General features: G+C 57.9%; 22 protein-coding genes and 4 pseudogenes. 4 read left to right on the top strand and 22 right to left on the bottom strand.

The annotated features are described in order from the left end of the window. The first annotated feature begins 125 nt into the window (after positions 1 to 125). Entirely contained in the window at positions 126 to 821 is a 696-nt protein-coding gene (locus AC56QQ_RS30630; RefSeq protein ID WP_497124492.1) for an OmpW/AlkL family protein, read from the top strand. A 437-nt stretch (positions 822 to 1,258) separates the two neighbouring features. Here AC56QQ_RS30630 and AC56QQ_RS30635 read toward each other — a convergent pair. From AC56QQ_RS30635 to AC56QQ_RS30645, 3 genes and pseudogenes are all read right to left on the bottom strand, one after another. Next, positions 1,259 to 1,777, bottom strand: a pseudogene (locus AC56QQ_RS30635) (transposase); the annotation flags it as partial. A 78-nt stretch (positions 1,778 to 1,855) separates the two neighbouring features. Beyond that, positions 1,856 to 2,074 (bottom strand): helix-turn-helix domain-containing protein, encoded by a 219-nt coding sequence (locus AC56QQ_RS30640; RefSeq protein WP_111548122.1) that lies wholly within the window; start codon positions 2,072 to 2,074, stop codon positions 1,856 to 1,858. 203 nt (positions 2,075 to 2,277) lie between these two features. Continuing rightward, the gene (locus tag AC56QQ_RS30645) at positions 2,278 to 2,523 is read right to left on the bottom strand and encodes a helix-turn-helix domain-containing protein (protein ID WP_497124494.1); all 246 of its coding nucleotides are present in this window, start codon (positions 2,521 to 2,523) and stop codon (positions 2,278 to 2,280) included. Positions 2,524 to 2,646: 123 nt separating this feature from the next. Between AC56QQ_RS30645 and AC56QQ_RS30650 the strand changes: the two genes are divergently transcribed. Beyond that, positions 2,647 to 2,922: a DNA -binding domain-containing protein gene (locus AC56QQ_RS30650; RefSeq protein WP_497124495.1), complete on the top strand. Its 276-nt coding sequence runs from the start codon at positions 2,647 to 2,649 to the stop codon at positions 2,920 to 2,922. A 12-nt stretch (positions 2,923 to 2,934) separates the two neighbouring features. Here the strand turns inward: AC56QQ_RS30650 and AC56QQ_RS30655 are convergent, their stop codons facing one another. The 5 genes from AC56QQ_RS30655 to AC56QQ_RS30675 all read right to left on the bottom strand — a co-directional run bounded on the left by AC56QQ_RS30655 (position 2,935) and on the right by AC56QQ_RS30675 (position 7,172). After that, positions 2,935 to 3,429: a DUF2285 domain-containing protein gene (locus AC56QQ_RS30655; RefSeq protein WP_497124496.1), complete on the bottom strand. Its 495-nt coding sequence runs from the start codon at positions 3,427 to 3,429 to the stop codon at positions 2,935 to 2,937. A 58-nt stretch (positions 3,430 to 3,487) separates the two neighbouring features. Further along, positions 3,488 to 3,745 (bottom strand): transcriptional regulator domain-containing protein, encoded by a 258-nt coding sequence (locus tag AC56QQ_RS30660; RefSeq protein WP_497124497.1) that lies wholly within the window; start codon positions 3,743 to 3,745, stop codon positions 3,488 to 3,490. A gap of 34 nt (positions 3,746 to 3,779) precedes the next feature. After that, positions 3,780 to 4,406: an acyl-homoserine-lactone synthase gene (locus AC56QQ_RS30665; RefSeq protein WP_497124498.1), complete on the bottom strand. Its 627-nt coding sequence runs from the start codon at positions 4,404 to 4,406 to the stop codon at positions 3,780 to 3,782. Positions 4,407 to 4,496: 90 nt separating this feature from the next. After that, positions 4,497 to 5,225 carry a LuxR family transcriptional regulator gene (locus AC56QQ_RS30670; RefSeq protein WP_497124499.1) on the bottom strand — a complete coding sequence of 243 codons (729 nt, stop codon included), beginning with the start codon at positions 5,223 to 5,225 and terminating at the stop codon, positions 4,497 to 4,499. 540 nt (positions 5,226 to 5,765) lie between these two features. After that, positions 5,766 to 7,172, bottom strand: a complete 1,407-nt coding sequence (locus AC56QQ_RS30675) for an aminotransferase (protein ID WP_497124500.1) — start codon at positions 7,170 to 7,172, stop codon at positions 5,766 to 5,768. Positions 7,173 to 7,356: 184 nt separating this feature from the next. Between AC56QQ_RS30675 and AC56QQ_RS30680 the strand changes: the two are divergent. Further along, a pseudogene (locus AC56QQ_RS30680) lies at positions 7,357 to 7,627 on the top strand (Ros/MucR family transcriptional regulator); the annotation flags it as partial. A 190-nt stretch (positions 7,628 to 7,817) separates the two neighbouring features. Here AC56QQ_RS30680 and AC56QQ_RS30685 read toward each other — a convergent pair. The 14 genes and pseudogenes from AC56QQ_RS30685 to AC56QQ_RS30750 form a co-directional block, all read right to left on the bottom strand. After that, a complete protein-coding gene (locus AC56QQ_RS30685; protein WP_497124501.1) occupies positions 7,818 to 8,339 on the bottom strand; it encodes a helix-turn-helix transcriptional regulator in 522 nt (173 codons plus the stop codon). A gap of 7 nt (positions 8,340 to 8,346) precedes the next feature. Then, positions 8,347 to 8,622, bottom strand: coding sequence for a hypothetical protein (locus tag AC56QQ_RS30690; RefSeq protein ID WP_497124502.1), 276 nt, complete (start codon positions 8,620 to 8,622; stop codon positions 8,347 to 8,349). A gap of 34 nt (positions 8,623 to 8,656) precedes the next feature. After that, positions 8,657 to 10,213 carry an E2 ligase fold family C protein gene (locus tag AC56QQ_RS30695; RefSeq protein WP_497124503.1) on the bottom strand — a complete coding sequence of 519 codons (1,557 nt, stop codon included), beginning with the start codon at positions 10,211 to 10,213 and terminating at the stop codon, positions 8,657 to 8,659. A gap of 5 nt (positions 10,214 to 10,218) precedes the next feature. Next, positions 10,219 to 10,650, bottom strand: coding sequence for a Mov34/MPN/PAD-1 family protein (locus AC56QQ_RS30700; protein WP_497124505.1), 432 nt, complete (start codon positions 10,648 to 10,650; stop codon positions 10,219 to 10,221). Between the two features lie 53 nt (positions 10,651 to 10,703). Then, complete coding sequence (locus AC56QQ_RS30705) at positions 10,704 to 11,321, bottom strand: putative metal-binding protein (protein ID WP_497124506.1); 618 nt, start codon at positions 11,319 to 11,321, stop codon at positions 10,704 to 10,706. After that, the gene (locus AC56QQ_RS30710) at positions 11,318 to 11,743 is read right to left on the bottom strand and encodes a DUF2604 domain-containing protein (RefSeq protein ID WP_497124507.1); all 426 of its coding nucleotides are present in this window, start codon (positions 11,741 to 11,743) and stop codon (positions 11,318 to 11,320) included. The genes AC56QQ_RS30705 and AC56QQ_RS30710 overlap by 4 nt, the downstream gene beginning before the upstream one ends. 271 nt (positions 11,744 to 12,014) lie before the next feature. Next, positions 12,015 to 12,710 carry a competence protein CoiA gene (locus AC56QQ_RS30715; RefSeq protein ID WP_497124509.1) on the bottom strand — a complete coding sequence of 232 codons (696 nt, stop codon included), beginning with the start codon at positions 12,708 to 12,710 and terminating at the stop codon, positions 12,015 to 12,017. Positions 12,711 to 12,966: 256 nt separating this feature from the next. Further along, a complete protein-coding gene (locus AC56QQ_RS30720; protein WP_497124510.1) occupies positions 12,967 to 13,464 on the bottom strand; it encodes an Lrp/AsnC family transcriptional regulator in 498 nt (165 codons plus the stop codon). Positions 13,465 to 13,552: 88 nt separating this feature from the next. Beyond that, a pseudogene (locus AC56QQ_RS30725) lies at positions 13,553 to 15,105 on the bottom strand (fumarate hydratase). After that, positions 15,102 to 16,535, bottom strand: coding sequence for an NAD-dependent succinate-semialdehyde dehydrogenase (locus tag AC56QQ_RS30730; RefSeq protein WP_497124511.1), 1,434 nt, complete (start codon positions 16,533 to 16,535; stop codon positions 15,102 to 15,104). Before AC56QQ_RS30730 ends, AC56QQ_RS30725 begins: the two are co-directional and overlap by 4 nt. Before the next feature lie 190 nt (positions 16,536 to 16,725). Further along, complete coding sequence (locus tag AC56QQ_RS30735) at positions 16,726 to 17,652, bottom strand: LysR family transcriptional regulator (protein ID WP_497124512.1); 927 nt, start codon at positions 17,650 to 17,652, stop codon at positions 16,726 to 16,728. 124 nt (positions 17,653 to 17,776) lie between these two features. Then, positions 17,777 to 18,691 (bottom strand): HpcH/HpaI aldolase/citrate lyase family protein, encoded by a 915-nt coding sequence (locus AC56QQ_RS30740; protein ID WP_497124513.1) that lies wholly within the window; start codon positions 18,689 to 18,691, stop codon positions 17,777 to 17,779. 122 nt (positions 18,692 to 18,813) lie between these two features. Further along, positions 18,814 to 19,963 (bottom strand): annotated as a pseudogene (locus tag AC56QQ_RS30745) (CaiB/BaiF CoA transferase family protein). Then, positions 19,947 to 21,230: a methylaspartate ammonia-lyase gene (locus AC56QQ_RS30750; RefSeq protein ID WP_497124515.1), complete on the bottom strand. Its 1,284-nt coding sequence runs from the start codon at positions 21,228 to 21,230 to the stop codon at positions 19,947 to 19,949. Before AC56QQ_RS30750 ends, AC56QQ_RS30745 begins: the two are co-directional and overlap by 17 nt. 573 nt (positions 21,231 to 21,803) lie before the next feature. On the opposite strand from AC56QQ_RS30750, the gene AC56QQ_RS30755 reads away from it, so the two are divergent. Then, positions 21,804 to 23,087 carry an ATP-grasp domain-containing protein gene (locus tag AC56QQ_RS30755; RefSeq protein ID WP_497129189.1) on the top strand — a complete coding sequence of 428 codons (1,284 nt, stop codon included), beginning with the start codon at positions 21,804 to 21,806 and terminating at the stop codon, positions 23,085 to 23,087. The last annotated feature ends 479 nt before the right edge of the window (positions 23,088 to 23,566 follow it).

Genomic DNA, 23,566 nt, shown 5'->3' on the forward strand with positions numbered 1-23,566 from the left:
AGTGTTGCAAACAATGCGTGCACAAGTTGCGACGAAATTCGCACCAGTGCTCTGCAGATAACAAACAACACAGCAGACCTATTCACAGTGAAGTCTGCCGTTTCAAAGAGAAAGGAAACAACACTATGGCAATAAAGCGAATTAACGTATTGCGAAGAGTAACATCGGCCGTCGTCCTGCTGCTGGTAGCGCAGCAAGCCGTCGCGGCAGACCTTCCGGAAATCCCGTTCGACCCGCAGGAGAGTGCCTTGCACACGGAATGGCCAAGCCCCTGGCAGGTCCGCCTGCGCGCATTGGGGGTCATTACTGAGGATTCGGGCTACGTTAATGCGGTGCCCGGCTCCGGTCTTTCCTATTCGAACACCGTGACGCCGGAACTCGACATCTCGTATTTCTTCACGGACAACGTTGCAGCCGAGCTTATCCTCGGCACTACCTATGCCAACATCACGGGCCAGGGCTCAATCGGCGGGCTGGGGAATATCGGCAAGGTTTGGCTGCTGCCGCCCACGCTCACATTGCAGTACCATTTTACCGATTTCGGCGCTTTCAAGCCCTATGTCGGTGCTGGCGTGAACTACACGATCTTCTATAACCAGCATGCCGGCAACGCCGATGCTCTCAAGGTTAAGAACACGTTCGGCACCGCGCTGCAGGTCGGGTTCGACTACATGGTGGACCAGCATTGGGGCATCAACTTCGACGTGAAGAAGCTTTTCCTTAAGCCAGAGTTCGATGTCACTGTGGACGGCGCGAAGCTGACGGGGAAGGCCGCTCTCGATCCCTGGTTGATAGGCGCAGGTGTCACCTACCGCTTCTGATGGGAAGCCGAAGTCGGGGTCGCTGAAAATGAAGGGCGCCTCGTGCGCCCTTAACCGTCAGTCGTGCACAGCCAAATCGGCCACCGGATCATTCGATGAGGTTGTGTTGTTGCCCGCAGGCAAGGAGGCTGTCCGAAGTCCGAGGAAGGCTCTAATCGATTTTACGAATGACCATCCGACGCATAAAAGCCGTGGGAACCTTGAGGAAACCATTGGTGGAGCGCGGCCTCGCCACCTTCGAACCAACAGATCACTCCTGTTCTTCGGGTCTCCGCTGGCGCCTGGAATGGAAGTGCTTAGACGCAATTTGGAGCAGGATGGCTTTCGCCGTTGTTGATGGAATGCCGCGGCCAACACTCGTGGCCGACATCAGTCTCAAGGGCGCCTCCAGGCATGGCGGCGATTGCCGCGAAATACCGTGAGTGCGGCTATCTCCAGGTGCGCGCGCCAACCAGCACGCTGCGCAGGGCTTCCTCGCGGGCACGCGTGATCCGCAGAGCCTGATCCTGCCGGCTGCCGAATGATCCTTGGCGTCAGGCTGAGCCAGGCCAGGAGGCAAAGTTTCGGTCCGATCGAAAGTCTCAGATGCCGGGCTCTTCATCACCAGTAGCGACGCATCGATCGGGAGACCGACACAGGGAATGGCGCCTCCTTGGCCGGATGTATCATTTTGGCGTCGACGTCTTTCAGATGTGGTTGCAACTGCGCATATTCCTTGAGCATGGATATGCGAACAGCTCCGCGGCCAAAATCCGGCAGCGTCCCATCTGCCACGATACGGCCGAGCAGCGGTTCGATCTGCACATCCTTTGGCGGCGATCAGCCCATATACTGTCGCATAGCTGCGGATCGCATTGGCGAGTTGCGTGCGATTGCGGATCAGCCTGTCGCGCCAGGTCAACCAGCAGCAATGCCGGCTGGTTGTCATCTGTCTTGACCGGTATGAAGCGCATCGTGTGAATTCTACGCCCTCGCATGCGCGATCGGGGTGCACCGTCATCTTGATCGAAGAAGACCCGGTCTCTGCGAAAGTCTCACGCCTGTTTGTCGGGCCGCACGAGTTCCATGTGGCTCACCCCGAGGGCTTGTGCCAACTCGTAGATCGTGACGATCGTCGGATTTCTGCGGCCTTTCTCCAAACCGCTTATGTACTGCTGACTGAAGCCGGAGATCTCGGCAAGCTGCTCCTGCGTCAGATGGTTCTTCTGCCTGAACCTCTGCACATTCCGTCCGACCAACTGGCGCATGTCCATCCGCCCAAGTCAGCGGATTAGGCATCTTGAGTTTATCAACTATAATATGTATTCCACACGGTACGTCTCAATCCGCCCGCAGACGGCTTCGCGGAGCCAATTTTCGGAGAGAGGACAGCGGTGTTACACTCTAAACTGAATGCGCCGATCGCGGACGAGGCGATGTTGAGGGCCCTTGTTGAGCGATCCGAGCGCGACACAATCTACAGATCACGAGAGCGGCGCATTTGTGCCAGAAGCTCGCAAGGGTCGATATCGAGAGCCTCGGTAACGTCGAGAAACTCAATTACGTCCAGCCGACGTTCACCACCTTCGTACTTGGCCACGAAGGATTGTGGGCGGCCCAACATTTCAGCTACCTGGGACTGGGTCACTCCCTTGGTCTTGCGCGCCGCAATCAGCCATTCTAGCAGCCGGCGCTGGCGAGCTGATCGGAGAGATTTCGGCATCAGACGAACCGGCCAACAAGGAACCGGCTCACCGACTAATCCCAGTTTCGGTTTATCCCATTTTAGGATATTGTGCCGTCAAGATCTGCGCGGGCGCGGAATAGGTCTTAGGCGAGACATGAAATGGTAGACAGATTGTTCCAACCTGCTTTTGCCGACGAGGTACCATGGGCGGAGAGCCTGACCGCTTACGACGATGAACACTTCACGACATATTTGAAGCTCATAGACGCATGCGCCGACAATGTGAGCGAAGAAGAGATGGCGCAGGCGATATTGGGCATCGATCCGGTGCAAGAGCCAGCGCGCGCCCAAAGGGCGGTTCGCAGCCATCTCGCGCGCGCCCACTGGCTGGTGGTGGCGGGGTACAAAGAGCTGTTCTCTGGCCAAAAGGCCTGATGGTGACAGTCGTTATAGAAGAAAACGCCTATACCCACCGTTCATGAGCGAGCGCCCGCGTCTGACTGCACGGCGGACGCTGTCGCGAAGATGGTCACCGGGGTCGGCCCAGTCGTGCTCGACGCGGGCTCTGCCGAAGAGGGCAAGGCCGATTTCGCGGTGTGGTGCGCCAGCGATGGAGCCGTCGAGCGCACGCAAGACGCGGCGCAACCGCGAGCAACGGGGCTCGGTCGGAAAGAATCCTGGTTGCAGCCTGCCGGTCCAACAGAGGCTGTTCAGACATTCCAACGCGTTCAGGCGTTGCTTCAGTTCCTCTGGCGACCAGAGGACGCAGGATGTCAATCGCACAGGTTCGAGGATGCTGACGCCTGAGGCAGCCAGCTGCAAGCTCCTGCCACTGTCCTCGACAAGGAGGTGCTGATGCCCGTCCCGCGTGACGAATATGGAGATGCGGCAGGAGCGCGCGGCGAGATCGAGCACGTCGACCCCGCGCGGCCGCGCCGCCATTTCGGCAGCAACCGGCAAAACATGCGGACATTGGCAGGGGCACCAAAAGACGCTCGCATCAGTTCTTTTCGAGCTTGCAAAACAGAAGGCCCCACCGCGAGAGATCAACAGTGTTCGACGGCAGGCTGATAATGTTCACGCACCGGGCGTTCGTGCGTTCGGCACCGCGCAGCGCGTTCGCCAGATCCTTCTGGAAGTCCGGATTGCGCCTGAGGAATTCCCAGGCCCAGCCTCGGCTGGTGAGCTGCTCGACATAGCCATAGGCACCATCATCTTGCCTGTCCGGCCAAGCAGGGCCAGGTCTTGTTTCGTCCATTGCATCATTTCCAGGAGAGGGTTGGATTCCAGGCTCAGGCGATCTTCATGACCGGTGTCCATAGCACCGGGCCCTTGAGCCCGCCATTGCGACGGAGGGCTTCCAAGCTCTCTGTCGAGACGTCGAGATTTCCGGCAACGGCACGTGTGTTGCCTATTGTTTGCGGATCGGACAACCGTTCGAGTGGCCAGCCGGCGCGACGCAAGATCCGCTCGATGCGCAGATCGGTTACGGTGACGATGCTGCGCAGACCGCGTGACAAACCAAACTCGACCATTCCGGCAAACAGCTCGTAGGTGCCAATTGCGATGCCGGCCTGTTTCGGTGTGGAAGGCGGCAGATCAAGCGCAAAACGGCTGCTTTCCCAAACCCGCGGATCTTCCGGCGCTGAACGGTCTGCAAGGAGAGCGAAGAAGCTGTCGCGCAGCATCGTCGGTCCTGTAGTCGGCAACAAGCGCACGCAGCCGTCGATGCGTCCGGCGGGCGCACGCAACACGAGGTAGTGGGGACGAAGCGCGTCGAATGGATCGACCTCATAGCCGCCGCTGAACGAAACGTCCCAATCAAGTCGATCCCTGAAGACGCGATACCGCAAGCGGTACATCTGCTCGAGCTCGTCGCTGAACTCAGCGTAGCAATCCGGCGTGATCAACTGCATCATTATGGCCTTCTCCCTCGCATGGATAACACCTACGATTGAAGGCAAAGGCCGGAGCTAATACAACCTGTGTATGTGCCCAGGTTTCTGAGATCAGGTGAAGAGGGATGGCTTGGATAGTGCAAGCCGAATGGCTGCCTGAATAGCCGTCTTCACGCCAAGCTTCTTCCTGGCGTTATCCCGATGATAGGCTGCGGTGTGCCGACTGATTCCCAAGATGCGGCCGATCTCCCACGCCGTCTTTCCGCGAGCCGCCCACTTCAGACACTCGATTTCCCTTCGCGATAGGGCAACGCCATCCACGATCCTGCCGTCGGCCAACTTGAGACAGGCATGAAGATGGAAGAAGATCGCGATGAGCTGCAGCAAGCGGTCATATCGGTCAATCAGGCGGAAGAACAGTGGTCGCCTTTCATCCGAGGCGAAGGTTAGTGCTGCAAACGTACCGGTGCTGTCATGGATCGGGATCGTGAAGCCGCAGTGAATGCCAAATTGCGTCGCCTCATCCATCAATTGTCGCTGCTGCGTCGACAGTTCGAGATTAGCACCGTGCGCATCCCAGTTGAATGGTTGCCGACCACCACGCGCCTGATGGATAACCGGGTCAATCTTTTCATACCGACTGTGAAGGTAGTGAGATTTCCAGGATTGAGGGTAGGTGGAAATCAGGCGCACCTTGCGGCCCTTGCCAGGCGAAGGGAAAAGATAGGCGAAAGAAGGCAAGTCGAGGGAAGAGGCAATCTCGCCCAGAGCGTTGCGCAGGTCCGTCGCGTCAGCGCTGTCTGCGATTTGCTCTACAAATCTATGAAAAGCGTCTTGCATGACTAAACTGCAGTGAGTTCTGGCCCCCATATCGGAGCCGAGACGGGTCGGCCAAAGCGCAGCAATTCAGGGTAGAAGGCCCGGCCGGAGACTGAGCTCCGTGCCGGGCCGGTGCGCCTTGGGAGGGCGATATGTGCTTCGACGGCGCTCTTATCGACACCAAGACCTCATTCCAGTGTCAACTGTTACCAGGTGACAGTTGTCCTCTTGGGTTTGCACTTCCTTGCGGTCGGAGTGTCTGTTTGCGGGCTGTTGAGACTGTCTCCATGGAGGAGCTCAGCCTCACGATGAATTGCGGTCTGTGAGAGCGTCACCTCTACAATTCTTGCAGCAGCCCTACGTCACCGTCTCGGACGCGAAGGCGGTACTGTGTTTTTCGAGATTGGCGGCGCATTTTCGGCATCGGCTCGCACGGCCTCCATGCAAGTTACCTTAAAAGCGAAGAGGTGGCTTTGCGGGCGCCAGCTCATGACGCCTCAGGGCTGCCGGACGTGCTATCCTGGTCGATCCGAGTGGGAGGCGTCATCCGTCTACGTCAGATCATATCGCGCCCTCCGCTTTCAGCGCGCGATAGGTCGTATCGACTGATTTCGCGGTTGCGTCGACGATGATGTCGATCTCTTTTCGGGTAATGATCAGAGGTGGGGCAAAGCCGAGGATATCGCCATGCGGCATGGCGCGGCCTATGACACCATTTTCAAACAGAGCAGCGGCGGCGCGCACGCCGACCTGAAGTCCGGGTTCAAATGGTACCCGCCCTTTAGGATCCCGCATCAGTTCCACGGCGGATAGGATGCCTACGCCGCGAACCTCGCCAACAACGGGATGTCCCTCCAGTTCGGCTTTCATGCGGGCATGCCAGTACGGTCCCACATCCCGAACATGTTCCAAGATGTTTCTTTCCTTTAGCAATTTGATATTCGCAAGCGCGGCCGCCGCGCAAAGCGTGTGACCAGAATATGTCCAGCCATGGCCGAGTGGGCCGTGCTTTTCCGTCCCCTGTTCCAAAACCGACCAGACCCGGTCACCGATAATCGAACCGGAGATAGGCAGGTAGGCGGAACTCAAGCCTTTAGCGATCGTTACGAAATCCGGACGCATGCCATAAAGGTGGGAACCGAATTTCTCACCGGTCCGCGCGAAGCCGCAGACCACTTCATCGGCGATCAGAAGGATTTCGTACTTGTCGAGCACGCCTTGAATTGCCGCCCAGTATCCCTTTGGGGGCGGAACGATGCCGCCGGTTCCAAGTACCGGCTCTCCAATGAAGGCTGCAACCGTCTCCGGGCCTTCAGCGAGGATAAGGGCTTCAAGTTCGTTGGCACAGCGCCTGGAGAACGCTTCCTCATTTTCGCCGTCGTGCGCCTGGCGATAGTAATGTGGCGTCGTCGTATGGCGCACCAAATTCAAAGGCAAGTCGAAGAAATCGTGAAAGAAGGGCAGGCCTGTCAGGCTACCGGTGACCAATCCGGACCCGTGATATCCGCGATGCCGCGAGATGATCTTCTTCTTTTCAGGACGGCCGAGAATATTGTTGTAGTACCACACCAGCTTGATGTTGGTTTCGTTGGCGTCGGAACCGGAGAGGCCGAAATAGACCCTTCGCATGTTCTGACCGAAATATTCGACCACGGCCTCCGCCAAGAGGGCGACTGGCTCGGTTCCTTGGCTTGCATAGACATGGGCGAACGGCAACTCGTGCGCTTGCCGGGCGATGGCCTCGGCAATCTCCGTGCAGCCATATCCCATATTGACGCAGTAAAGCCCTCCGAAACCGTCAAGGCTCTTTCGGCCTTCCGTGTCCCAGATGTATACGCCTTCTGCACCGGCCATGATCCGGTTTGGCGTCTCGCCGCGGCTGTGCTTGGCCAGATGGGTAGAAGGATGGAAGACGAAGCTTCTATCCTTCTCCCGCAGTTGCTCGGTTCCCAGATTGCTCAAGCGCATGTCCCTCTCCTCGCAATGGATCGACGGAGGGCACTCGGCCGGCCGCCTCTCTAGCAATTAGCATACCGCAAACGTCGCTTGAGTTTCGCGGGAATGCACGTCTTTAGCCGACGAATTCGCGGAATTGGCATCAAACGCCATGGAAACCAAGGCCTCGGCGTTCAACGTTGTGATCTTTCGTGAGGTTCCCGCGGTGAACCCGAAGAGGTCAGTTTCCTGACTACATCGTTTGCCTCGAAGACGGGAAGAAATTCAAATCGTTGAAGCGACATTTGGGTGTCCACTATGGCCTCACTCCTGACGAGTACCGTGAGAAGTGGGGGATTGAAGATGGACTACCCCATGGTGGCGCCGAACTATGCGGCCCCGCGGTCCGAAATGGCCAAGTCTAGGGTCTTGGCCGGAAGGCTGTTGCCGCCAAGGCAACCAAGAAGCATGGAAAGCGGAAGGTCTGAAATTTCGACATGTCCCACCTGGGCGCGATCTTGCGCAGCGGAATTGAGGAGTGCAGCGGCGGATGGAAGTCGGGCAGCGCTGTGTTCATGGCGCGATCCCGACTTCAGAAGTTGGATAGAAGCTTCCGCCAGTTCCATCAATAGCAGTGTGACGGAGCTGGATTACCAGTTTTCTCTGCGAAGTGCTTCCTTATGCGATCAAGCGCTCTAACTCGCGCATGGCTGTGGGAGCGAAGCGTCTTGCCTCCTTCGCCACGTTGACCTCCAGAGTCGCCTTTGCCGTTTCATGCAGGGTGTGCTCCGGCTGATAGCCCTTTCGGCCCTCCAGCCAACCCAGGACATCGCTCAGATGCCATAGCGCACCGTTGCCTTCATGCACAGGGGCTGGAAAATCGTTGTTGCCCAGCATTAGCTTGCGAAGGTACTGACGGGACACGCCCATCATTTCGGCCACGTCCGTCAGTCCCACAAGGTCAGGCGTGGCTTCTACCAAGGTTGCGGTCGGGATAGCGGCCTTCACGTCTGCGAGCGCACTGCGGACGGCTTCCTGCGCGCTTTCCGCTTCTCGAGTAAACTCGAGAGCAAGCCGGCCGACAATGCCGATGCCCACAAGAGCATCGGTGCATCCAGCCTCGCCAAGACGCTCCACCAAGGCATCCGCGTCCTGATCGTCGTCCGCGAGACGGTACTTCAGGGTGAAAGTGTATTCCATGACGATGTCACTCCTTGCCTTCAGCCGTCTCTTCGGTTTTCGCCTTATGCGTCGTGCAGTTATCGACAAGACGCTTCAGCTTCTTTGCTTCGTTGCCAGCGTTCTTTGGCGTGCTCCAAATGCTGGTTATGCAGAATTCGCCGCACCGACATTGGTCATCGTTATATGGGCAATACATCTTGCCCCAAGCGTGACTTCCACCTATTTCGATGCGCCACCCTTGCGCTTCGGCATGCCTGAGTGCGGCCTCAATTTCCTTCTTTGGGTGCGATTTACGCGCCATCTGTACCCTCAATATGCGACTCATAGAGAGGTTGTCAAGTGACAACCAATTCGAACTGACCAGCCGGTTCCGGTAACGGACCGTACTTGGCTCGATATACGTCAAGGTAGTCGGCGTCTTGGCAAATGCACCGCCCTTGTGGATCCTTCCTCCGGCGTTCGGTGATCACGTCGCTCGGCATTTTTCGCAACAGGTTCAGCTTGGCCGTGGTCCAAGGCCTCCCTCGATGGCCTTCTGCCCGTTTGATGATCTCTCCAGCCAGCATGATCCCGGCCATCGCGGACTGAAACGCCATCGGCACCTCCACCTTGACAGGACTCCGCCCGGCCGTGATTTCAAAGACAACACCGCCACAAATGGCCCCCTGATAAAGAGCGCGCAACGGTCTGCCGACAAATGAAAGCAGAGGATCGATCGGGATGGCCAGCCTGCTGGCAATTTCCGCCATGAGCGCCACGTCGACAGGGCTTCCGTTGTGCAGCATGGGGCGCACCACCTCGAGCTTTCGATCCTCGAGGCCCAGCGCAGCGGCAATCTCGTCGTCCTGGTCGGGTACCGTTCCATTCGGCAGATAGAGACACGCCAGGCACGCCATGTCGTCGTCGAATCCGTGGTGCGATACTCCAAGGTCACCTCGCTGCGTCCAGGAGTTGATCGTCCAGTGGGGGAGCGCGCCTTGCACGGCGATTCGGTCCGCCGCGGAATCGAGCGCAACCGCCAAATGCCGCATCGAGCCTGCTGGAAGCGCCTGCCATCGCGCCTCGTGCCCGACAACCGACAGGCCGGGGTTGTTCTTGATGTATCGGCTGGCGAGCTTCACTTTACTCCGTCCGACATCCCGCTCAAGAGCCAGTACGTATCGCTGAAGGTTGCCCTGATCGATCGTTTCCGGATCGACGACCTCAAACGCCCCTGTCAGGCCCGAGATGCGGGAGAGCCCCCACACCGCGCCGTTGCCGATTGCCCCGAGGCCGAGCAGGAAAAGACGATCCAGATCCACGTCGCTAGGAAGTGCCGGGTTCACCTGCGAGCCTGGTGCGTAGTCGAACAGTGAGAAGGCAACCGCCTCGTCGACCGATGCCCCGTTCAGTTGCGCGCCGAAGACGGAACGGAACAGATTGGCGGCTGCGATGCACGCTGCGGCGCCGGCTCCGAGCGGGTTGTGACTGTTTCCCGAACCGACTGGTCGCGACACCGACAACTTGGCGAGCCACCCGCCTGAACCCAGGAACAACTTCTGACAGGGAACATCAGGGATCGCGGAGCCGACCACCAGGCAATGGGAGAGGCCGGCCCCTCGGCGCGCCAAGGTGATCCGGCTATTTATCGAGCGCGCAAGCCTCGCGAGACCTCTCGCAAGCCTTGCTGCCTCCTCTCCCTCGGGAAGGAAGCATATCGAAGGATAGAGCCGCGCCAACAGCCGGACCAGCAGGTCTAGCGATGCCCTGCCCTCCGTCGAGCAAGCCTGCCCGTCGAAAGCAATTCCCACCACCAACCCATTGAGCAACCGCTCGAACTCCCGGACGTCGAAACCTTGAAGCACCTGGGAAGCGGCAGTGGCAGTACGGCCAAAGTAACTCGCGAACGCCATTTTTCTCAGTCCACGATTTCAATCAGACGGTGGGCTGCCTGACGTGGCACCTCTAGCCAGCTACCCGCCGCATTGAGACGATAGACAGCCGTTGACGACAAATCGAATGGCTGGCTCGCGAAATCAGGAACGACAAGTGAGAGGCTGCCGATGGCCGTCGCTATAGCGTTCTCGTCATCTGTGCCGGAATGGTAGGCGTCAGTCGGATGGCTATGGACTTGGGCCAGGATTCGCAAATCGTTCTCAAACAACCACACGTTGAGACGATGCAGCTCAGCGCCTTCAATTTGCACGCCGACGCCGGATGCACTTCGAATGAGGCGCTGTTGCGGAATCAACGCGCGCTCGACTGTCGCCGTTTCACCCGCCGTCTTTCCCACCCAGAGTCCAAGCCCTTCGTAGCCAGCTTGCCCCACGGCCGCCAAATGCTTGTGCACGTCCAGGATGGCCCGGCGCGGAACTCGGAAACGTTCGACCCTCGCCAGCCCGGCTATCGAGGCAGCACTGCCCCGTCCACCTGGAAACCCTGGAACTGGAACTGTACCTGATAGTTGATGTTCCTGATCGGGTTGATGCCGCTCGCCCAGATTTGCTCCAGAATAAAATGCAACGAGCCTTCGCCAGAACGACGATGCAATAGCCATGAGTCACCTGTGTGCGCTGGGTGATCGTGATATTCTCGAACGCCGGGCAAGCACAGGAAAGGAACCTCCTCCGGGCTATGCGCCTGGATCAGTTCCTGGAATACCAAACGGCCCTGTTGCCCCATCGCAGTGATTGTTTCCGGCGTCGCGTTCGCCATGCCGTCGAGCCGCAGCATCTTGAAGCCAAGGCTCTTCATCGGCAGCGCGGCGCCCGTAAACGGATCGACAAACGTTACCGATGGCGGGACTAAGTCATAGTTCGTGAAATCGAGGCGAACTGCGCAGACGATGGCCCTTGGGTTCAGCCTGGAACTGGCAAAGATCACCAGGACGCGCGGGAATGCCGCCTCAACTAGAAACCAGCCCCGTCGGCGGTATTCGCCTTCGAGTCCCCTATACCGTGCGATCTCGCGATCGAACTTGCGCCGGGAGACCGCCTCGTCGACGAACTGGCCCTCTATCAACCCGCAGCACCAGCCCTGAGACTCAAGAACAGCTTGGTGCCGGCGACAAGTCCAAGGTCCTCGATCTTCTTGCTCGCATCGAGAACGTAGCCTGCGGCGTCCTTCAGCTCCCAGTTCTCAGGTGGCTGTCCAACATTGCCGGACATTTCCAGGGCTTTCCCTATCACTGTATGAAGAGGTGCATTCACATTGGCATCAACAGAAACGGGATCTCCATTCACGACGATGATGAAAGTGATCTTGTTTTTTGATCCCGTCGCCTGACCTGCAGCTGTTGTGGAAGTCTCATTAGGTCTTTTCATTTTCCCGCCCATAGAATCGAATGAATCGTATTTATCATGCCAACCTGATGTATGCAGCGCGGATTCTCTCGCCCTGCAGATATATTTTGCAGATATATTTTCAAGCTTCGTTTTCGTCACAGTACCCGTAATGATTACAGGCGCGCCCGATGTCGGCTGCCGTTACTCGAGCCCAATCATTCGTCGCTCTCACCGAATCTCCACCCGACACCGGAAGCGAATCCTGTGCGCCTGCGCCCTTGCGGGATGAGCAGCCCAGCTCCCATCAATTCGACCGCCGCTGGCCGAAGCCCTTCGGAACTTTCAGCTTGGTTGCTAAAATCGCCGTCGGCGCCGCCCCCGTCTCCGCAAATTCGAATCATGCGCGTAGTTTCGATGACGTGCGCTCAGTCTATTCTGGACGAACCATCCGATCGCCTGCGTAGGGATGATCTGCTCCCTGTTCCAAGCCGCAACCAAGCTCGCGAAACCGCCACGACAACCGCATAACTGTCGACACGCCCTGGCAATAGGCACCAGAGCTTCCCTTCAACTGCCTTGGGTGCGCCTTCTGGAGCCGCGAAACTTCGAAGTCAAAAAGGACGGGCTTTGTGCAGTTGACCCATGCAGAAGGCATACAACGCTCCGGATTGCGCGTGACGAACACGTCCACCGAGAAGGGCACCCGGAACAGGTTGTCACTCTCGAAAAATCGGTGTCGGTCGTTCTTCAGACGGAGCCCATTCACCAGCCAGATCATCTTTTTGTAGAAGCGTTCGCGAGAGTCTCTCTGCTGCCCCGGCAGATAGGAATGTTGGAATTCGATAACGTGGCCGTGCTTGGTCATCACGTCTGCGATGTGTTTCTCGCCTGTTTCGTCGTGCCGGATGATTTCCTGCCATTCGGGAGGGAATTGATTCTTCCAGCCCCGGGGCCAGATAGTTTCTGCTTCCCACCAAGCGTTGGAGGGCCTATTGCCGCGATGCGCCCAATGCCAGGTCCTTTGTATTCCGCACTTGGCTACCGTCTGCTGTGAGCAGCCCGGGCAACGACCAACCAACCCGGGAGCGGCCTTACGCCGCGCATCATTCACCAAAGCGTACCGCATGACTCATTCCGTTGTTGCGCGGCCACACGGCGAGGTGTAGCAGGCTGCTTCTGTCGAGGTCCTTCTCTCGCAGTTGCTCGGTTCCCAGATTGCTCAGGGCGCATCATCCCTCTTCTTGCGTTGATTGAGGGGGACGCCCGGTCAGACGCGTCTTTATACGGGAAGCGCTTCCTCGGGTTTCGCGGGAATGCGCGTCTTTAGCCAAGGAATTCGCGGAATCGGGATCGAACTCCGTGGAAACCAAGGCTTGGGGAGTTTACCGTTGCCTTAGTGCCGACAAGGGGATCGGCGCATTGGATTTCACAGGTTTGGTCACGACAAGACTGTAATATTGATCGATCCCCAAGCCTGCCTGCAGCAGTCCCTCCATGAAGTCCTGATAGGCAGCCATGGAAAGAGATGCGACGCGCATCAGATAATCGATCCGTCCCCCGATAGCCCAGCAATCCAGGATTTCCGGAAATTCTTGGATCGCAATCTCGAAGTGTCTTTGGTCCTCGAGCCGGTGACGATCCAGCACGACCTCCACCATTACAAACACCATGCCGCCGATGAGAGCCGGACTCAGCCGCGCGTAAAACCCCTCAATAATCCCTGCGACTTCGAGCGCACGGAGCCGCTCCGAGCAGGCCGACGCCGAAAGATGAACGCGCTTCGCAAGCTCGCTTTTTGAAATCCGACCGTCTGACTGAATCTCTGAAAGAATCCGGAGATCCCAAGCATCCAGGCGCACAGGATTGAGTTTCGACTTCATGACCTTCTGCTCTAATGCCGTTGTCGACAATGGAATTGATGCCAACCAACGGAATTGATGCCAACCAACGGAGCCTGGCCAGGAAGGCTCAAACGCCGATGTTGCGTGCGATGCTTTCAGCCGCCATGCGCTTACGCCACTCAAGAGGCCCGGAATTGTGAATGGAGTTTCCCTCAACATCGACAGCCATGATGACAGGCATATCCTGCACCTCGAATTCATAGACTGCTTCCATGCCCAGGTCTTCGAAGGCAATGAGCCGCGCTGACTTGATCGATTTTGATATCAGGTAGGCAGCCCCCCCACAGCGATGAGATAGGGCGTTTTGTGTCTTACGATCGACTCGATGGCCGTCCGTCCCCTCTCCGCTTTGCCCACCATCGCGAAAAGTCCGGTTTCGGCGAGCACCTTGTCCGTAAAATCGTCCAAGCGGCTGGAGGTTGTTGGACCAGCGGGTCCGACGACCTCATCCTTCACGGCACGGACTGGTCCGACGTAGTAGATCACGCGCCCCCTGAGATCGACCGGAAGCGGCTCGCCGGCGTCGATCAACTCGACGATTCGCTTGTGGGCGGCGTCACGGCCTGTCAGCATCTTTCCGGACAAAAGGAGCGTTTCCCCGCAGCGCCACGATGCCGTCTCTTGCTTGGTTAGCGCGTCGAGGTTGACCCGCCGGATGCCGGCTGGGTTCAATTCCTCGATCCCAATGTTGGGCCATTCGCGCAAGTCGGGCGGCTCCAGACTGATGGGGCCAGAGCCGTCCAAGGTAAACTTCAGGTGCCGGTTGGCGGCGCATTGCGGAATGAGCGCCACGGGCTTGGACGCGGCGTGGGTAGGATAGGTTGCAACCTTGACGTCAACGACTGTCGTCAGGCCGCCTAGGCCCTGAGCGCCGATGCCTAGGGCATTAATTCGTTCATAAAGCTCAACCCGCAGTGCCTCCTCCGCACTTGATGGCCCCCTCGCGATCAATTCCGACATGTCAATTGGCTCGTTCATGGCCTCCTTGGCAAGCAGCATCGCCTTTTCAGCGCTACCACCGATGCCGACCGAGATCAGGCCGGGCGGGCACCATCCGCTGCCCAGGGTCGAGACGGTGTCAACCACCCAGTCGGCAACGGACGCGCTGGGGTTTAGAGTGGTGAAACGCGCCTTGTTTTCTGACCCGCCCCCTTTTGCTGCTATTGTGATCTTAATCTGGTTGCCGGGCACGAGGTCGACGTGGATGACAGCCGGCGTGTTGTCACGCGTGTTCAACCGCCCGGCAAGCGGATCCGAGACGATCGATGGTCGAAGGGGATTGTCGGGATCGAGATAGGCTTGGCGGACGCCCTTATTCACGAGGTCGGCGAAACTGGCCGTTGATCTGATGTGGACGCCCATGCCAACCTTTGCAAAGACCACCACGAGACCGGTGTCCTGGCAGATCGGGCGCCGTCCGAAGGCCGCCATGCGGGAGTTCAGCAAAATCTGCCCGATGGCGTTCTTAGCCGACGGACTCTGTTCGCGCGCGTATGCCTGCGAAAGATATCGGATGTAATCCGGAGAATGGTAATACGAGATGTACTGAAGGGCGTCGGCAACGCTCCTTGTGATGTCCTTGCCGGCGATGGTCCGTGTTCTATTTCCCACCGATTTCATCCAAATGAGCTGAGACCGTTGACCATTTTCAGGATTTGGAAGCTTCGCACCCCCTGTTCGCCACCTTCATATCCGTAGCCACTCTGCTTGACTCCCCCATAAGGCGCGTCCGCCGAAACCCCTTTCAGGTAATTCACACTGACAGCCCCTGCCGAAACACTGTTAGTCAGCTTGCGTTGAACTTCAGCAGTGTTCGTGAAGAGGTAAGCTGCCAACCCATACTCGGTGGCGTTGGCCTCCTCGATGGCCTCCTCTAGCGTGTCGAAGGGCGCAATCGTAAGAATCGGTCCGAACGGCTCTTCATGCAGCACTCTCGCTTGCTTCGGTACGCCCGTCAGGATGGTTGGCGGCCAGTAGAAGCCCGGTCGGTCGAGCCGGGAGCCACCGGTCTCGATACGGGCGCCGCGTTCGACCGCATCCTTGGTCAGGCGCTGCATGGCCTCGATTCGCCGCGAGTTCGCCATCGGACCCATGTCCGTTGCAGGGTCGTCTGGTAGCCCGATCATAATCATGCGAGCCGCATCCGTCATCCGGGACAAGAATTCCTCATATAGAGACCGAGCGACAAGAATCCTGCTGGGCGCGTTACAACTCTGGCCCGCGCACTCAAACTTGTATTCCGAAATAGCCCGTACGGCCTTTGCCAGGTCGGCATCCTCGCACACAATAACCGGGGAGTGCCCACCGAGTTCAAGGATGCAACGCTGCAAATTGTTCGCTGCGAGCGTGGCCAGCTGTTTTCCAACGGCCGTGGAACCCGTGAAAGTCAAGACCTTCACGATCGGGGAACTCAGAAGATGCCGCGATATATGCACCGGCACACCGAAGACGAGATTGACCACGCCATCCGGAATGCCTGCTTGACGCAACGATTCCATGATATGGACAGCCGCGCTGGGTGTCTCCTCAGCCCCTTTGAGGATTACCGGGCAGCCTGCCGCCAGCGCGGGGGCGAGCTTGCGGGCGATGAGAACGGCTGGATAGTTCCACGGCGTAAAGGCAGCGACTACGCCGAGCGCTTCCGGGAGGATCATCCGATTCGGGCCTAACGGAATCGCGGCCGACAACTCTTCGGCATGGCTGCCGTTCCACTCCAGCGTTTCGATCGCGCGCGCGTATTCACCTGTTGCTTCGGAGACTGTCTTTCCCTGTTCGGTGGACAAATCCCTGGCTGCGGCTCCAACGTTCTTTGCTAAGATAGTGGCGGCAGCCATGAGAATTTGACCGCGCTCTTTCGCAGGACGTGCAGACCACGCCCTGCGGCTGCGCTCTGCCGAAGCGAGAGCCTCATCCAGATCCGACACCGTCGCCGAGGCCACCGAGGCAAATAGCTTCTCCGTCGCGGGGTTGATCACCGGCAAAGAGGCTCGGCTACCACCGGCACGCCACTTGCCGTTGATGAAAAGCTCGTAGCTCCTGGCGTCGGACATCGCGGGCTCCACTTGTCTGAATTCTGACCAACGAGTGCTGTTTCGGTATCGAAACAGCACTCGTTCAGCCAGTTTCATCGCGATGGTCGCGTCGGGTCAAATATCGATTAATGCCGAAATCCATCTGGAATCCAGATCGATCTGTTCGGATGGCAAAAAAGTCATGCCGTGTTTTATAGATAGACGGCTGTCAGGTCGTGTCAGGAATCGATGCTGCCCAGCCGCGGCTCTCTATTAACTCTCTGGCGACCTTAGGAATGAGCTTGCGGACAGCGGAAACGGCCGCAGAACGCTCATCTTTCGGATTTACAGCAAGCACAACGGACCGGGTAATCACCGGATCGATGATCTTGACCGTACGGACCAGCCCTTGAGAAGCTTCTTTCTGAACCGCACACGGGGCGAGAATAGAATGCGCTTTTCCCTCTATGACCATGTTGATGATCGTTGAGAGCGAGTCCACTTCAAACTTGACGTCCAGCGCGCAGCCGTGTTGTGCGACGACGTCAGCCACCGAACGCCTGACATTGTTATTGCGCATGGGAACCGCCAGGGGGAATGCATGCAGGTCCGCCAGAGATATCGCATCTTCGAACGGTGACTGGCCGGACGGGACCACCAGACATAGGTCTTCGCGCGCTAGCACCGTCATTCGCCCCACACTGTCTGCGGTGCGGTAGAGAACCGCCAGATTGAAGCGTCCAGCCGCCATCCATTCCTCCAGCGGTCCCGTCATACCCTCGACCATCTTGAGGGACACCTGGGGCAGTTCGTTTCTCACCGCCTCAAGCAGCGGACCGCTCAGGACGCGAGCAGCTCCAGACGGAATGCCAATAGTCACCTCCCCGGCAGGGGAAGCAGCTGTGTTGGTCAATTCCACTTCGGTAAGTCGAATTTCCTTGAGAATCGCCCGAGCCCGCTCGAGCAGTTTGGCTCCTGACGCCGTCACGCTTACGCCGGTCCTGTCGCGTATCAGCAGCTGAGTGCCGAAGCCTTGCTCCAGTTGACGCACATGCAGGCTTAGCGCGCTCTGGGCGACATTAAGGAAGCCAGCGGCCTTCGTGAAACTGCCTGCTTCGACCACGCCGACGAAATATCTTAACTGCCTGATTTCCACGGGTGCTCATCCGAGGGCGGACTGCAATTGACGTAATCTATCTCGAAATGTGATGGCGCGATAGCAATAATTGTGCCGAGTTGCATGACGCCCTATTGTCGTGTCGTTCCAGTCTGGTGAGCCCTCAAACGGCTAACTCGGCGCCCGGATCCGCGGCGATGATTTCTCGGGCCCTTCGGAGAACCGGTGGGTCGACCATCTTTCCATCCATAGCGAACGCGCCTCTGCCCTGCGCCGTCGCATCTTTTTCCGCCGCGAGAACACGACGGGCCCACTCGAGTTCCTGTGGGCTTGGTGAGAAAGCCTCATTGAATATGGCCACCTGGGCTGGATGGATCGCCAAAGCTCCGGCAAAGCCAAGTCGCCGCGCATGCGCCGCGGCTTCACGAAGTTTATGGGTGTCCGAGAACTCGGCAATGCTTCCAATAAAGCCCAAAGGGAGCAATCCGGCCGCGCGGGCAGCGAACAACACGGCAAGGTTCGGGGCCAGGAGCAGATCAAATTCCGGTGAGCCGCCAACAGCTGCACTGAAGTCTTCAGGACCGAGCGCCAATGCGGCCATCCTGGGATGCGCCGACGCAATGGTCGCGAGCCTTGGCAAGGCGCCAGGCGTCTCGATCTGGGCGAGGAACCGTATGCGTCCGACCGGAAGATTTCTTTCCCGTTCAAGTTCCGACACCGCACTCGCGATCTCTGCTACCCACTCTGCCGAATCCGTCTTTGGAAGAACAAGTGCATCAACACCCGCCATCACGGCTGCATTGAGGTCGGCCGCCAAGGCACGCAAACCGCGATTCACGCGAACTAAAACGAATGCGCCCGTGCGCGTCACCTTTGCCACGGATTGAGGAAGCTGTCGCCGGGCCTCGTCCTTTTCATCGTGGGGAACGGAATCTTCGAGATCGAGAATGAGGCCATCCGCACCCCTCTGACGGGCCGTCTCCACAAAACGCGGAACGTGAGCTGGAACGAAGAGTAGTGACCTCCAGCGCGGTACAGGAAGCGCGCTTTCGGCGGCTGGAAAGGTGTCCTTGATCATGAAACGCCTCGGTCGATATCAGCGACGGCGGCTGCAGTGAGGTTGCCGGGCGGCTGCCGATGCTCTGGGAGGGCGGAGCAAGCACGCACTCTCGAGTGCGTCCCTCCCGACAAGCGGCGCACTCATGCTGACGCAGCTCTTTCGTGCAAACGCGCCGAAACTTCCTGGCGGACACTTTCCGTGTGGGCGCCAAGAGCCGGAACTGGACGCAGCGAGGGGTGCTCAGAGTTGAAGATCGCCGCCGGAGCTATCGTCTCTACAGTTCCTTTAGGTGTGCCAACCCCAACCCTGCGAACATGGGGATGCTTTGAAATATCGGCGACTTCATTCAGTCGCCCATATGCCAACCCGGCCGCTTCAAGCTCCTGCATTGCTTCCTGGCAGGACAATTCGGAAAAACGCCGTTCAATGATCTCGTCAAGTTGGGCACGGTGACCGAGACGCTCCATGTTGTCTGCGAAACCAGGTGCGCGTGTAAGCCTCTGCTGCTTCAGAAATTTCTCGCAGAAATTCACCCATTCGCGGTCATTTTGAACCGAAAAGATGACTTCCTTGCCATCGGCACACCTATAGGCGCCATAAGGAGCCAGCGACGGGTGCTTCACGCCGGCGCGTACCGTGTGATAGCCGCTGTAGTCGTGTTGCAAAACCGGCACGTTCATCCAGTCGGCGACGGCATCGAACAGTGACACTTGGATGCTTGCCCCTTCGCCGGTAACCTCGCGGTGGTAGAGCGCCTGAAGAATGGCGCTATGCGCGGCCATGCCCGCCGAGATGTCGCAAACCGAGACTCCTACACGCGCTGGCCCCTGTTGGTTGCCGGTGATTGCGCATAAACCCGTTTCGGCCTGGACAATGAGATCGTAAGCCTTCAAGTGGGAATAAGGCCCCCCCCCCGAACCCCGAAATTTCGCAGGTGATCAGCCGCGGAAATCGGCGACGCAGATCAGCACTCCCGAAACCCAGTTTTTCGATGCTGCCCGGCTTCAGATTCTGGATAAAAATGTCAGCAGCGGCAATGAGCGTGTCGAGGATCTCGCGGTCTGCCTTCAATCTGAGGTCCAGACATACCGATTCCTTACCACGGTTGAGCCAGACGAAGTAAGCGCTCTGCCCCCGGACCAGTTTGTCGTAGTTTCGGGCAAAATCGCCTTCGGGCCTCTCAATCTTGATCACCCGTGCGCCGGCGTCTGCAAGGCGCGACGATGCGTAGGGCGCAGCCACGGCTTGTTCGACTGCTACGACGGTGATCCCCTCAAGAGCGTTCTGCATGCCACACCGCTTTTTCATCCAATTTTTCGTTTTGAAACCGACGATGGTTCAGCATCGCCAGCACCCGGTTTTGTTCGTTCCCAACGATTGAGAATGCCTCGTCGACACCCATTCCGGGCTTCGCAAGCATCATGTCGGCCTGGGTTGCCACCGAGACGTGGACAGAAGCCTGGGCCGAGAGATCTGTCTCGGTACAGCTGCCTCCGACATAAGCCCCTACCTTGTGTTCTTTGCAGATGAGAACTGCGCGCGCCGTGTCGGCAAGCGAGCCGACATCGGGCGTCTTGATTTGTACCAGATGCGCGGCCTTCGCTTCGGCAAAAAGCCTAATATCCTCAAGCGTATTGCATCTCTCATCCACGACAATGCGCGCGCTGGAACCCCGGTTGTCCAAAATCGATACGATCTTGGCATAGTTCTCAATTTGAGCTTCTGTGGAACCAAAGTCAGCGGGGCATTCGACGTTGAGCGTGAAACTCGGAACCCTGTCGGCAACCCTGCAGATGAAGTCGGCAATCCTTTGCGATTCCAAGCCAATTTCCTGGCCGATCCAGCCGTACACATCGAAATGCAGCACTGGATTGTAGCCGGGGCGGCCGATTTCACGTGTCCGCGTGGCAACCCACTTCACGAACTCCATGAAAGTCTGGCCATCGACGCCGAATTTCTGCCGTGAGTTGATCAGGCCGTGGGGAAGCACATCCACGGCCTTCAGAATCATCTTGTCCACGTTCATTTCGCGAACATCGCCGCTCTGGCAGTAAATCGGGACCCTGCACGTTGGTAGCGGCAGGTCAAATTCACTGCATACGATCTCCGTCATCGTCCTGCGGTGGAGGTAGGCCGCTGCGCCTAGGAGCGCTTGGCTGACGCCATACTCAATCGCGAGTGGTAGCCGCTCGTGTTCGAAGGGCTCGAAAATGTTCGCACAGGCATCAAGGTAACGTGACGCATCAACATCGAGAAGCCGTGGCACCACGATCCGCGATGTCAAATCCGAGATGTGAGCAGTTTCAAACAATGGATCGCGCCCGCCAGCACCAGAGTACTGAACGCCCATCATGTCGCCCCAAACAACGGTGTCGTCGGTGAGGACCAGCCCAACACAAAGCGAAGATGCCGGAACGCGAATGGACGTGAACCCAGGCGTTATCGGCTCGCCAGCATAGATGAAGCCGTCCTGCACTGCGCCATTCCTGATAGCGGCTTGGTCGTCATAGAAAAATGCGCCACTACCAGGCACGAGGAGAACGTCTTTGATCTGCACTTCACTTCGCTCGATTTTTCGGACGGCGTTGACGGGCGGATGCGGTTCGATCCGTTACCGCCAATTATGTGCCACTGGGGCTGGCTTCGCCAATATAATGTCCCGGACGGTGCCATCGTGTTTTGAGATGGCGGGTACCTGCCCAAGGAAACTGCCGTCGCCCTCACACTCTATGCGGAGACCAGCTGAACAGGGCGTTCGAGCCGAAACGAAGCGAGACTGGCGTATCTTATTGTCGAGAGATTTCCATCGTCGAGGGCTCCTTATTGTTTGTTTAACCGAAAACATAGCCGATGAACCGACCGTCGCGAAGGCGCCGGCAGCGGGTCGGGCGCCGACGCGGCCGAGATCAGCCTAAACCGGAATGGCTTACAATGCCGCTTCACCCACGGCGTCCCGAGTAGGCCAGCCATTGCAACAAAACGTTCAAATAACGTTACGAAATCTTTGCGGTCGCAGTCCGTTTACCGTGATAAGTTCAATTGTAAGTATGCTTCCATGCGGTGCCAGTGAAGCGAATGAATGTATAATCTAAGATATCAACACAAACTTTAGAAAGTAAAATCAATGACGATTGCAAGAAGAGCCCTCATTATGCTGGAGGGCGCGAGTAATAGCCGGCTGTACATCCAAGCCGCTCAGCGTCTTGGCCTTCATCCAATTACCCTATCGGCTGATCCAGATCAGTTCGATTATCTTGCGGTGGGAACCGTTGAGGCAATCCGGGTGGATACAGACAATCTCGATGCGCTGACCCGCGAATGTTCCCGGCTGCGTGCAACCTATGACATTGCTGGCATTACCAGCGCCCAGGAGTCATTCTATGCGGCGGCTGGCAAGCTCTGCCGGGCGTTCCGTCTGCCTGGACCGAACCCTGCAGCGATTGAACGGTGCTGCGACAAATTCGCTCAACGTCAGATTCTCGCCGAGGCCGGCGTCCCAGTACCGGCATATCGCGTGGCAGCGAATGCGACGGACGTAGAAGCCTCTGCTGCGGAGATTGGCCTGCCCGTGATTGTCAAGCCAGCCGTAGGCATCGCCAGCATCGGCGTCCGATTGTGCCGCAACGCCGAAGAGTTGGCCGAACATACGACCTATCTGTTGGGTGAGAACTACAAATGGCGGTCCTCGGCGAGGATACTGGTCGAAGAATTCGCGCAAGGTCCCCATTATAGCGTTGAATTGATGGGAAATGAGGTCATTGGGATTGGCGCCGCTGATTTCGGTCGCCCACCGCATTTCGTCTGTCGTGAATACATCTACCCGGCCCTGCTGACTGATGACGAACATAGGCGCATCGCCGCTGTTTCGCTGAGCTGTTTGCCAGCCCTCGACCTTGGCTGGGGGCCAACGAACATTGATCTACGGTGGACGAAGCTTGGCCCAGTCGTGATTGAAGTCAATCCGCGTCTTGCCGGCATGCCCAACTCTCAACTGGTGCAGCTGGCGCACGGTGTCGATCTCGTCACCGCGCACATTAAGCTTGTCATCGGAGAGCAATGCGACTTGCGTAGAAGGCATTCGCATACTGCAGCCGCCCGGGTTCTAATTCCTGATCGTGACGGCGTGCTAGGTGCCCTAGGTGGAGACAGTCGGGCGGCTGCTGTACCAGGTGTCGCCGAGGTCAAATTCTATGTTGAACCCAAGACCCCGATCGTGAGGAAAGGCGATTGGCGAGACAAGATCGGACATGTCATCGCCGCTTCGCCCAGCCGTGCTAAGACTAAGGGGATACTTCAGCGTGCCGTCGACTTAGTCGAGTGGCCGATAACACCATTTCCGATCCTTGATGAGCATGAACAACATCTGCAACCCCTCACCTCCTGCACAGGCGCAGGTGGCGCCAGTAAGAGTTGATGGTCGCCGAACGTTGGTGCAACTAGCATGAGAGGGAACTGAGCTTTTGTGCAAGAAACTGAATTGGCGTGCATGGGACGATCGGCACCCTGCGGATCAGGCGGCGGGAATTAGGAATTGCTCAGCAAGGGACGGATTCGGATCGAAGGCATACCTTACCTGTCCCTTGTACATCATATGGATCACTATCTCGATCCGTTTGAGACTAGCCGTCGCTGGCGAAGGACTTAATGCCGAGCATCGGTCGCAGTCGGCGCTTGGTATCCCGTTGTTCCTGCTGGAGGCGAGTTTTCAAGTACTGGCTCCCGCGAATCCGGATCGTCTTGAGCCGCTGCCCTGAACGATCCGGCCACCGATTCATGGTGTAGAAGGAGATAATCGCCTCTCCGTCGCTAGACGGTGTTCTGATTAACCCGCGCTCGGCCGTCAATATAATCCGCCGGCAACCAAAACGTCGCAACACAGTCAGTAGGAGCCGA

The sequence above is a fragment of the Mesorhizobium sp. RCAM 05099 genome (assembly GCF_059683685.1).

What these genes read in the sequence shown, in the direction of transcription:
- AC56QQ_RS30675 (WP_497124500.1), bottom strand. Translation starts at nt 7,172, where the DNA reads ATGCGCTTGAGCAATCTGGGAACCGAGCAACTGCGGGAGAAGGATAGA.
- AC56QQ_RS30720 (WP_497124510.1), bottom strand. Translation starts at nt 13,464, where the DNA reads ATGAAGTCGAAACTCAATCCTGTGCGCCTGGATGCTTGGGATCTCCGG.
- AC56QQ_RS30630 (WP_497124492.1), top strand. Translation starts at nt 126, where the DNA reads ATGGCAATAAAGCGAATTAACGTATTGCGAAGAGTAACATCGGCCGTC.
- AC56QQ_RS30730 (WP_497124511.1), bottom strand. Translation starts at nt 16,535, where the DNA reads ATGTCCGACGCCAGGAGCTACGAGCTTTTCATCAACGGCAAGTGGCGT.
- AC56QQ_RS30655 (WP_497124496.1), bottom strand. Translation starts at nt 3,429, where the DNA reads ATGGCGGCGCGGCCGCGCGGGGTCGACGTGCTCGATCTCGCCGCGCGC.
- AC56QQ_RS30660 (WP_497124497.1), bottom strand. Translation starts at nt 3,745, where the DNA reads ATGGACGAAACAAGACCTGGCCCTGCTTGGCCGGACAGGCAAGATGAT.
- AC56QQ_RS30685 (WP_497124501.1), bottom strand. Translation starts at nt 8,339, where the DNA reads ATGGAATACACTTTCACCCTGAAGTACCGTCTCGCGGACGACGATCAG.
- AC56QQ_RS30650 (WP_497124495.1), top strand. Translation starts at nt 2,647, where the DNA reads ATGGTAGACAGATTGTTCCAACCTGCTTTTGCCGACGAGGTACCATGG.
- AC56QQ_RS30740 (WP_497124513.1), bottom strand. Translation starts at nt 18,691, where the DNA reads ATGATCAAGGACACCTTTCCAGCCGCCGAAAGCGCGCTTCCTGTACCG.
- AC56QQ_RS30695 (WP_497124503.1), bottom strand. Translation starts at nt 10,213, where the DNA reads ATGGCGTTCGCGAGTTACTTTGGCCGTACTGCCACTGCCGCTTCCCAG.
- AC56QQ_RS30715 (WP_497124509.1), bottom strand. Translation starts at nt 12,710, where the DNA reads ATGCGGTACGCTTTGGTGAATGATGCGCGGCGTAAGGCCGCTCCCGGG.
- AC56QQ_RS30645 (WP_497124494.1), bottom strand. Translation starts at nt 2,523, where the DNA reads ATGCCGAAATCTCTCCGATCAGCTCGCCAGCGCCGGCTGCTAGAATGG.
- AC56QQ_RS30670 (WP_497124499.1), bottom strand. Translation starts at nt 5,225, where the DNA reads ATGCAAGACGCTTTTCATAGATTTGTAGAGCAAATCGCAGACAGCGCT.
- AC56QQ_RS30690 (WP_497124502.1), bottom strand. Translation starts at nt 8,622, where the DNA reads ATGGCGCGTAAATCGCACCCAAAGAAGGAAATTGAGGCCGCACTCAGG.
- AC56QQ_RS30665 (WP_497124498.1), bottom strand. Translation starts at nt 4,406, where the DNA reads ATGATGCAGTTGATCACGCCGGATTGCTACGCTGAGTTCAGCGACGAG.
- AC56QQ_RS30640 (WP_111548122.1), bottom strand. Translation starts at nt 2,074, where the DNA reads ATGGACATGCGCCAGTTGGTCGGACGGAATGTGCAGAGGTTCAGGCAG.